A 9,082-nucleotide genomic window follows, 5' to 3' on the forward strand; every position below is an offset into this window, starting at 1 on the left:
CACCACGAAGCTGCGCAGGTAGCCGGCGGGCAGCCAGCTGCCGGCCAGCTGCCCCGCCCATTCGGTGGCCGCCTCGATCGCCCCCTTGGGCGCCTCGGCCCAGGCGAACACGGCCTGGAACATCAGGAACAGCAGCAGCGCGAGCAGCATGGGGCCCAGCACGGGGTGGAGTACCACGCGGTCGATGCGGTCGCTCAGCAGGTGCGGGACGGCGGCATCGAGGCCCAGGCGCTGCAGGATCGCGCGCACGGCCTGGTGGTCCGGCAGTTCGTCTTGGGGCGCCGGCATGGGATCGGCCGGCCGCGGCAGCGCCTTCCAGATCTCGGGACGCTCCAGCAGCGCCCGCAGCGGCGCGTCGCCGTCGCTGCGCACCGCCACCGTGCTCACCACGGGTACGCCCAGCTCGCCCGAGAGCGCCTCGGGGTCCACGCGCAGGCCGCGGCTGGCGGCCAGGTCCGCCATGTTGAGCGCCACCACGCAGGGCAGGCCCATGCGCTTGACGCCCAGCACCAGGCGCAGGCCGCGCCGCAGGTTGGTGGCGTCGACCACGCACACCACCAGGTCCGGCCGCTTCTCGCCGGCGGCGTTGCCCTGCAGCACCTGGCAGGTGATGCGCTCGTCGGGCGAGCGCGGGTGCAGGCTGTAGGTGCCGGGCAGGTCGAGCACGCGCACCGTCTTGCCCGAAGCCAGCGTGAGCCGGCCCTCCTTGCGCTCGATGGTGACGCCGGCGTAGTTGGCCACCTTCTGGCGGCTGCCGGTCAGGCGGTTGAACAGGGCCGTCTTGCCGGCGTTCGGGTTGCCCACCAGCGCGGCCAGCCGGCCCGGCGGGTGCAGGTGGATGACGGCTTCGTTCATGCGCCGCCGGCTTCGCCCGCTTCGATGTGCACGCAGGCGGCTTCGGCGCCGCGCAGCGCGAAGGTGGACTGGCCCACCCGCACCACCAGCGGATCGCCGCCGGGAAAGCCGCGGGTCATCACCACCACCTGTTCGCCCGGCAGGAAGCCGATCTCCTCCAGCTGCCGCGCGCGCTCGGGAACCCGCGGGTCGGGCGCGACCTGCCGCACCGTGTAGCGGCGGCCCCGCTCGGCCTGGTCCAGCCGCTGCGCACTTGCTTGGGAGCTCATGGACGTAAGGATGTGTTGCGGCGATTCTAGAACGCGGAATGCTTCGCTTTAACCCGGTGGGTAGTACCTGGGTGGAAGCACCCGGCACTTTTCCCCGATTCCCCACGCCGGGCGGCAAAAGTTAAACCGAAGCTTTTAGCAAAAGGCGTTCCAGCGCAGGCCCGGGTCTTGCTGCTCTTCCGGCGACGACAAGAATTGCCGGCATGGGGCCGGCAATGCGCGTGCGCAACGCACGTATCCCCACGACCAAAGGTACCTGCATGAAGATCAAGACCAATGTCCGCGCCGGCAAGGGCGGCTCCAAGGACAAGAACAGCGGCAAGAGCAGCATCAACAACACGGTGATCCAGATCGCCAGCTACATCAGCCGCTGCACGGGGATCTGATCCGGCCGGATCGACCTCCCGGGGCGGATGGCATACCGGCATCCGCCCCCAGGCTTCCCCCTCCTCAGTGGACGATCGCTCGATAGAGATCCGTCTCCGTCTTCCCCACCTTGTAGCGTCCCGCCTGGATCTGGCGCCCCACCCGCTCCATGTCGAGGTAGGCCGACGCCATGTCCACCACCAGGTCGTTGAGCAGCCGCTCCTCGAGCAGCAGCAGGTAGCAGCGGTCGTCGTTGCGGCCGGCCAGGCGCCGCGCCTGGGTCTTGATCTGCTCGATGCGCTGCAGCACCGGAATCCCGTACCGCCCCACCGCCTGCAGTTCCCAGGGCTCGACTTCCCCCAGCATGTTCCTCACGTGCGCGGACTGCATCTTTGCCACGTCGTTCTCCTTGTCTGATGGAGCCAGACTACGGGCACGCAGCGCGCGCGGATTGAGCAATGTCAATCAGGTCGGGCGTCTTCAGCCCTGCACCGCCGGCCGGGCCTTGGCCGACTGCCGGGCGGCGGCCACCTGGGCGGGGTCGGTGACGTCGTAGGCGCCGAACACCTGCTGCAGCGTCTTCACTTCGGGCAGCACGTAGACGATGGCGCCGTACTGCGTCACCGTCGGCTTGGCCACGTCTTCGTAGAAGCGCACGGGCAGGTTGATGCAGCCGAAGGAGATCCGGTTGTCGTCGGTCGTGAGGCTGGCCAGGCGCTCCAGCCGGCGCTCGGTTTCCACCCAGGGACGCACGCGGTGCATGGAGATCGCCTGGTCGTAGTCGACCCAGATCACGTCCTCGTGCTCGGTGTTCATGCCGGACTCGGCGACGAAGCGGCCGGCGGGCGTGGTCTTCTCCTGCGGCTGCACCTCTTCCAGCGGCTTGTCGCCCACGCCGGGTGCCACGTCGTCGCCGTGCGCTTCGCCCAGCAGCACCGGGGCGCTGTCGCGCAGCCGGCCGTCGGGCATGAAGACGTAGACGCGCGCATCCTTCTTGTCCACCACGATGAAGGCGTGTTTGCGCTGGTTGCCCGTCGCCACCACCCAGTTGGCCAGCAGCCGCGCATCGGGCGAGGGCTGCTCTGCGCCGAAATCCGCGAGCTGCACCCGCGGCTGCGGCTGCGCCCCCATCTGCTGCGTGGGCGCGGACGCCTGCGGCGGCGCCGCATGATGGCGCTTCCAGCTGGCCGTGAGCATGGGCACCGCCACGATCACCACGATCCCGGCCAGGACGCCCGCCCTGGCCCATCTCACGAATTCGGAGCGCTTCGGCCCCGCGCGGTCCTGCCTTTGCATGCCGGCCCTCCTGCGACGGATGCCAGCTTAGGCAGGCGCCGTCGCGGCGCCCGTGCGCGCGCGGTGCGCCTGAGCGTAGGAGCAGGGCCAGCCGGCGGGTGCGGCGATTTCCGGCTGAGCGCGCTGCCACCGCGCGGTGCCGCATCAAATGCATCCATGCGTTACTGGCATGGCTCGTGCTCAGGTTCTTGCACCGATAGTTTTCATGTCAGGGAGTTCATCGTGGCGCGCGGGTCCGTTCTCATCGTCGAAGACGAGCATTTCCTGGGGAGCAATCTCCAGGAATACCTGCGCCGTCGCGGATGGGACGCGCAGCTCGCCCGCACCGGCGAAGGAGCGCTGGCCGAATATGCCCGCAGCCGCCCTTGCGTGGTCCTGATGGACTACCAGCTGCCCGACATGGACGGCTTCCAGATCCTCGGCGCCATGCGGGCGCAGGACGATCCCTGCGGCTGCATCATGATGACGGCGCATACCAGCGAGTCGGTGGTCTGGCGCGCCGGCGAGCACCAGGTCGCCCACGTGCTGCACAAGCCCTTCGCGCTCGCCGAGATGGAGCAGTGGCTGCGCACGGCCGCGCGCGACTGCGACTGCGGCAACCACGGCGCTTGAGCGCCCGCCCGGCGGCCCCGCCGCCATTTCTCCTTCCTTCTTTCTCGTTGCCGGACGCGCGTGGCCCCTCATTCGGGTGCCAGCCCCCACTCCAGCCCATCGGCGCCAGCCCCCAGACCCGGGGAGAATCGCCCACCCTCGGCACTTTCGTTCTGCCCGGGTTGCGGCCAAGGAGGGATGCGCGCCAGGAATTCACCTAGCCTGTTAGGCCGCGATCTTCCGTACGGGCGCTCCCGCGCCGCCGGAATATGCATGGAACGAATTGTTCGTTCGCGTTTCGGGCCTGGCGGGCCACAATGCAGCCCATGAGCTTGGCTCCTTCCCCGTGGCGAATGCGTCCTTGCACGCGATGTAACGCCTGAGCGCCCGCGCGCTCCTTCCGCGTTTCCCTTCCGTTCTCCTTTCCGTGCCGCCCCCACGAAGGCCGGCCGGCCGCGGCATCGTCCGCCCGAAAGAAACTTCATGATCCAACTGCAAGGCCTCACCCAGGCCTATGGCGCGCACGAAGCCTTGCGCGGCGTCGACCTGCGGGTCGCGCCGGGCGAGATCTTCGGCATCATCGGCCGCAGCGGCGCCGGCAAGAGCTCGCTGGTGCGCTCCATCAACCTGCTGAACCGGCCCAAGGCGGGCAAGGTGTTCGTCGCCGGGCGCGAGCTCACCGCGCTGCCGGACGCGCAACTGCGCCAGGCGCGGCGCGAGATCGGGCTGATCTTCCAGCACTTCAACCTGCTGTCCTCGCGCACCGTCGCGCAGAACGTGGCGCTGCCGCTGGAGCTGGCTGGCGTGGCCGGCGACGAAACCCGGCGGCGCGTCGACGAACTGCTGGACCTGGTCGGGCTGGCGCAGATGCGCGACCGCTACCCGGCGCAGATCAGCGGCGGCCAGAAGCAGCGCGTGGGCATCGCGCGGGCGCTGGCCAACCGGCCCAAGGTGCTGCTGTCCGACGAGGCCACTTCGGCGCTGGACCCTGAGACCACGCGCTCCATCCTCGGCCTACTGAAGCAGATCAACCGCGAGTTCGGCCTGACCATCGTGCTGATCACGCACCAGATGCAGGTGATCAAGCAGATCGCCGACCGCGTGGCCGTGATCGACGCCGGCCGCATCGTGGAGCAGGGCCCGGTGATCGATGTGTTCACCCGGCCGCAGCACGCCACCACCCGCAGCCTGATCGAGGAGATCGTCCCGCAGGCGCTGCCCGAAGGCGTGCTGGCGCGCATCCGCGCGCTGATGACCGAGCGCCCCGCCGAGGCGCAGCTGCTGCGGCTGGCCTTCGCCGGCCAGCGCGCCGACCAGCCGCTGCTGTCGGACATCGTGCGCCAGCACGGCATCGACCTGAGCATCGTGCACGGCCAGGTCGACGAGGTGCAGGGCCAGCCCTTCGGCTCGCTGGCGGTGTTCGCCCGCGGCGCGCGCGAGAAGATCGATGCGGCGACGGCGCAGCTGCGCGGCGCCGGCGTGTTGGTGGAGGAGGTGGCCCAGGTGGGATGACTTCACCCCCGCGATGCTGGAACTCTTCGCCACCTCGCTCTGGGAAACGCTGCTGATGGTCGGCATCTCCGGCCTGGCCGGCGCGGCGATCGGCATTCCGCTGGGCGTGCTGCTGCGCCTGACGGACCGCGGCGGCGTGCTGCAGCACGGCGGCGTCAACCGGGTGGTCGGCGCGGTCGTGAACGCGGTGCGTTCCACGCCCTTCATCATCCTGCTGGTCGCGATCATTCCGTTCACGCGGCTCGTGACCGGCTCCTCCATCGGCACCGCCGCCGCGGTGGTGCCGCTCACTCTGGCCGCCGCGCCCTTCATCGCGCGGCTGGTCGAGACCTCGCTGCGCGAAGTCGACCACGGCCTCGTCGAGGCCGCGCAGGCCATGGGCGCCACCACCTCGCAGATCGTCTTCAAGGTGCTGCTGCCGGAGGCGCTGCCGGGCATCGTCGCCGGCTTCACTGTCACGCTGGTGAGCCTCACGGGCTATTCGGCCATGGCCGGCGCGATCGGCGGCGGCGGCCTCGGCGACCTCGGCATCCGCTACGGCTACCAGCGCTTCCTGCCGGAAATCATGCTGGCCGTGGTGGTGGTGCTGGTCGCTTTCGTGCAGGCCGTGCAGAGCCTCGGCGACTGGGCGGTGCGCCGCCTGAGCCACAGATCACCCGTCGCATGACGCAGCCTTGCTTTCAACAAAGGAAAACCAGACCATGAACAAACGCACTCTCCTGCAAACCTCCCTTGCCCTCGCGGTCGCCGCCGTCTCCGGCGTGGCGCTCGCCCAGGACAAGCCGATCAAGATCGGCGCCACCGCCGGCCCGCACTCGCAGATCCTGGAACAGGTGAAGAAGGTCGCCGAGCGCGACGGCCTGAAGATCCAGATCGTCGAATTCACCGACTACATCCAGCCCAACGCGGCCCTCGCCACCGGCGATCTCGACGCCAACAGCTACCAGCACAAGCCCTTCCTGGATCAGCAGGTGAAGGACCGCGGCTACAAGATCACCGCGGTGGGCTACACCGTCAACTTTCCGATCGGCATCTATTCGAAGAAGGTCAGGAGCCTGAAGGACCTGAAGCAGGGCGCGCGCTTCGGCATCCCGAACGATCCCACCAACGGCGGCCGCGCGCTGCTGGTGCTGCAGGACCAGGGCCTGATCAAGCTGAAGCCGAACGCCGGCCTGAAGGCCACGCCGCTGGACGTGGTCGAGAACCCGAAGAAGCTGAAGTTCGTGGAGCTCGAGGCCGCGCAGCTGCCGCGCTCGCTGGACGACCTCGACGCCTCTGCCGTCAACACCAACTACGCCATCCCCGCCGGCCTGCACCCGGGCAAGGACGCCATCGCGCAGGAAAACGCCAAGAGCCCCTACGTCAACCTGATCGCCGTGCGCGAGCAGGACAAGGACAAGCCCTGGGTCGCCAAGCTGGTGAAGGCGTACCAGTCGGAGGAAGTGCGCAAGTTCGTGCAGGTCCAGTTCAAGGGCGCGGTGGTTCCCGGCTTCTGAGCGTTCACGGGCGCCGCCGCGGCGCCCGCACGCCCGAAAGGCGCGAGCAGCCTCAGGCGCTGCCGCGCACCGGCTCCAGGAAGATGCGCCGCACGCGCGGAAAGCGCTCGCGCACCGCCTGCTCGATGCGCCGGATCGCGGCGGCCACGTCGGCCGCCGGCACCTCCGGCGCGAACGCGAGGTCGAAGGTCACCAGCACGTCCTCCGGCCCGACGTACATCGACAGCACGCGTCCGACTTCGCGCACGCCCGGCTCGCCGCGGGCGATCGCCCGGATGGCCTGCGCCGTCTCGGCGCTCACGCCCTCGCCGACCAGCAGCCCGCGCGATTCGCGGATCAGCAGCACGGCCACGCCGGCCAGCAGCAGGCCGATCAGGATCGAGGCGACGCCGTCCACACGCGGCATCTCCAGCTGGTGGCTGAAGAAGACGCCCAGCGCGGCAATGGCCAGCCCCAGCAGCGCCGCCGAATCCTCGGCCAGCACGGTGTAGGTGGAGGGGTCCTTGCTGGTGTGCAGCGCCTCCCAGAACGGCGTGTCGCCGCGCTCGTGCGAGAACTGTCGGAAAGCGAGCGCGAAGCTCATGCCTTCGAACACGGCGGCGCAGCCCAGCACGACGTAGTTCCAGTGCGCGTCCTCCAGCGGGTTCGGATGGCGCACGTGCACGATCCCCTCGTAAAACGATACGCCGCCGCCGGCGCCGAAGATCAGCACGGCCACGATCAGGCTCCAGAAATAGAGCTCCTTGCCGTGGCCGAAGGGATGCTGCTCCGAGGCCGGGCGCTGGCTGCGCTTCAGGCCCACCAGCAGCAGTGCGCCGTTGCCCGTGTCCACCAGCGAGTGGATGCCTTCCGAAAGCATGGCGGAGCTGCCGGTGAGGCCGGCGACGACGAACTTGGTGGTGGCGATCGCCAGGTTGGCGGCGATGGCGCCGTAGATCGCGACCCGGGATTCGGCCATGGGCAGGCATGCTGCGGGCGCGGGCAAGGGGTGCAAACCGGGTTTTCCCGCCGGCCGCAGAGCCATGCACGGCTGCATCCGCACCGACGCGTTCCGACCGCGCCGGACGACAAGGCCGGCCGCTGCGCCCGGGCTACAAACGGGCGTGGACTGGAGGATGCCCGCAATGAAGTTCCGCCCCGCTCACCTGTTCCGGCTCTTCGTCAAGGCGGTGAAGGCCTGGTCGGCCGACTACGCGCCCAGCATGGGCGCGGCCATCTCCTACTACACCGTGTTCTCGCTGGCGCCGCTGCTGGTGATCGTGATCGCGGTCGCCGGCGCCGTGTTCGGGCGCGAGGCGGTGCAGGGCGAGATCGTGGCGCAGATGTCCGGTCTGATCGGGCCGCAAGGCGCCGCGCTGGTGCAGAACCTGGTGGCCGCTGCCAGCGACACGGACAAGGGCCTGGTCGCCGGCCTCGTGAGCGTGGGCGTGCTGCTGATGGGCGCCACCACCGTGTTCGCCGAGCTGCAGAGCGCGCTGGACCGCATCTGGCACGTGCCGCCGGCGCAGAAGCCCAAGGGCGTCTGGGCCACGCTGCGGGCGCGCCTGCTGTCCTTCGGCCTGATCCTCGGCATGGTGTTCCTGCTGATGGTGTCGCTGGCCGTGAGCGCGGCGGTCGCGGCCTTCGGCAGCTTCACCTCGCGGCTGATGCCGGGGGCGGAGCTGCTGCTGCAGGTGCTGAACTTCGCCGTCTCGCTGGGCATCGCGACGCTGCTGTTCGCGATGATCTACAAGCTGATGCCGTCGACGAAGATCGGCTGGCGCGACGTGTGGGTGGGGGCGTTCGCCACCGCCATCCTGTTCGAGATGGGCAAGTTCCTGATCGGCCTCTACCTGGGCAAGAGCAGCATGACGGAGACCTTCGCCGCCGCCGGCTCGCTGGTGATCCTGATCGCGTGGGTCTACTACGCGGCGCAGATCTTCCTGCTCGGCGCGGAGTTCACCAAGGTCTACGCGCAGGAGCACGGCTCCTATTCGGGCCAGGCGGCGATGGAGGCGACCCGGGCCACGGAGATGACGGGCGAGCCGGTCGATTCGGACGCGGTCGCTGGCGCCGCCGCAGCGGCCTCGGCCAAGGAAATCGTGCCGCCCGCCGCGGTGCCGCTGCCGCGAGCTTCCGGCGCGGTGCGGCTGGACGACAACCGCGCCCTGCTGCGCAGCGAGCAGGTGCAGCGCGACGCGCTGGAGCCGCGCGCGTGGTGGGACAAGCCCGCGATCGAGGCCGCGCTGGCGGGCGGCGCGGCGGTCGTGGGCGGAATGGGCGTTGCGCTGCTGCGGCGCATGGTGCGGCAGCGCCGTCACCGGCCGGCGTAGACGGTCACCGGCCGATCTTCACCAGCGTCACCGCATCCGCCTGGCTGTTGGCGAGCACGAGGTCGCCCTCGTTGGTGACGGCGATGGTGCGGCCGCCGCCCGGGAGGGCCCAGCTCTGGAACTGCTCGGTGCCGGGGTCGAAACGCACCACCGTGTTGGGCGCCGCCCCCGACTCGCTGTACCAGAGGGTCTCGCCGATGGCCGAGAGGCCGTAGGGCGCCGAGCCCGGGCCGCTGGGCGACTGCCATTCCTTCACGGCGCCGGTGCCGGGGTCCAGCCGGCCGATCCGGCCCCTGGCGGGGTCCGTGTACCACACCATGTTGTCCGGCGTGTCCGCGATGCGTTGCGGCCGCGAGCCCGGGTCGGGCAGCTTCAATTCGCGCAC

11 protein-coding genes and 1 pseudogene are annotated in these 9,082 nt (G+C 69.8%); 6 read left to right on the top strand and 6 right to left on the bottom strand.

Going from position 1 to position 9,082, the window contains the following annotated elements; genetic code table 11:
* Both VFM98_RS22595 and VFM98_RS22600 read right to left on the bottom strand, forming a co-directional pair.
* A partial coding sequence (locus VFM98_RS22595; protein ID WP_325112145.1) for a FeoB small GTPase domain-containing protein occupies positions 1-855 on the bottom strand: 855 nt, incomplete at its 3' end.
* The gene (locus VFM98_RS22600) at positions 852-1,124 is read right to left on the bottom strand and encodes a FeoA family protein (protein ID WP_325112146.1); all 273 of its coding nucleotides are present in this window, start codon (positions 1,122-1,124) and stop codon (positions 852-854) included. The genes VFM98_RS22600 and VFM98_RS22595, both read right to left, overlap by 4 nt.
* 260 nt (positions 1,125-1,384) lie before the next feature.
* Here VFM98_RS22600 and VFM98_RS22605 point away from each other — a divergent pair, with 260 nt between their 5' ends.
* On the top strand, positions 1,385-1,510 hold the full coding sequence (locus tag VFM98_RS22605; protein ID WP_325112147.1) for a hypothetical protein: 126 nt from the start codon (positions 1,385-1,387) through the stop codon (positions 1,508-1,510).
* A gap of 64 nt (positions 1,511-1,574) precedes the next feature.
* Here VFM98_RS22605 and VFM98_RS22610 read toward each other — a convergent pair whose 3' ends face one another.
* Complete coding sequence (locus VFM98_RS22610; protein WP_325112148.1) at positions 1,575-1,889, bottom strand: hypothetical protein; 315 nt, start codon at positions 1,887-1,889, stop codon at positions 1,575-1,577.
* Between the two features lie 81 nt (positions 1,890-1,970).
* Positions 1,971-2,786 (bottom strand): hypothetical protein, encoded by an 816-nt coding sequence (locus VFM98_RS22615; RefSeq protein ID WP_325112149.1) that lies wholly within the window; start codon positions 2,784-2,786, stop codon positions 1,971-1,973.
* Between the two features lie 222 nt (positions 2,787-3,008).
* On the opposite strand from VFM98_RS22615, the gene VFM98_RS22620 reads away from it, so the two are divergent.
* The 4 genes from VFM98_RS22620 to VFM98_RS22635 all read left to right on the top strand — a co-directional run bounded on the left by VFM98_RS22620 (position 3,009) and on the right by VFM98_RS22635 (position 6,385).
* Entirely contained in the window at positions 3,009-3,398 is a 390-nt protein-coding gene (locus VFM98_RS22620; protein WP_325112150.1) for a response regulator, read from the top strand.
* Between the two features lie 462 nt (positions 3,399-3,860).
* Entirely contained in the window at positions 3,861-4,889 is a 1,029-nt protein-coding gene (locus VFM98_RS22625) for a methionine ABC transporter ATP-binding protein (RefSeq protein WP_325112151.1), read from the top strand.
* Positions 4,890-4,902: 13 nt separating this feature from the next.
* The gene (locus VFM98_RS22630; protein WP_325112152.1) at positions 4,903-5,556 is read left to right on the top strand and encodes a methionine ABC transporter permease; all 654 of its coding nucleotides are present in this window, start codon (positions 4,903-4,905) and stop codon (positions 5,554-5,556) included.
* A gap of 34 nt (positions 5,557-5,590) precedes the next feature.
* On the top strand, positions 5,591-6,385 hold the full coding sequence (locus VFM98_RS22635) for a MetQ/NlpA family ABC transporter substrate-binding protein (protein ID WP_325112153.1): 795 nt from the start codon (positions 5,591-5,593) through the stop codon (positions 6,383-6,385).
* Positions 6,386-6,437: 52 nt separating this feature from the next.
* Here VFM98_RS22635 and VFM98_RS22640 read toward each other — a convergent pair whose 3' ends face one another.
* Entirely contained in the window at positions 6,438-7,343 is a 906-nt protein-coding gene (locus VFM98_RS22640) for a cation diffusion facilitator family transporter (RefSeq protein WP_325112154.1), read from the bottom strand.
* 166 nt (positions 7,344-7,509) lie between these two features.
* Here VFM98_RS22640 and VFM98_RS22645 point away from each other — a divergent pair, with 166 nt between their 5' ends.
* A complete protein-coding gene (locus VFM98_RS22645) occupies positions 7,510-8,697 on the top strand; it encodes a YihY/virulence factor BrkB family protein (protein ID WP_325112155.1) in 1,188 nt (395 codons plus the stop codon).
* A gap of 4 nt (positions 8,698-8,701) precedes the next feature.
* Here VFM98_RS22645 and VFM98_RS22650 read toward each other — a convergent pair.
* A pseudogene (locus VFM98_RS22650) lies at positions 8,702-9,082 on the bottom strand (hypothetical protein); the annotation flags it as partial.

The sequence above is a fragment of the Ramlibacter sp. genome (genome assembly GCF_035706265.1).
Classification (GTDB): Bacteria; Pseudomonadota; Gammaproteobacteria; order Burkholderiales; family Burkholderiaceae_C; genus Ramlibacter.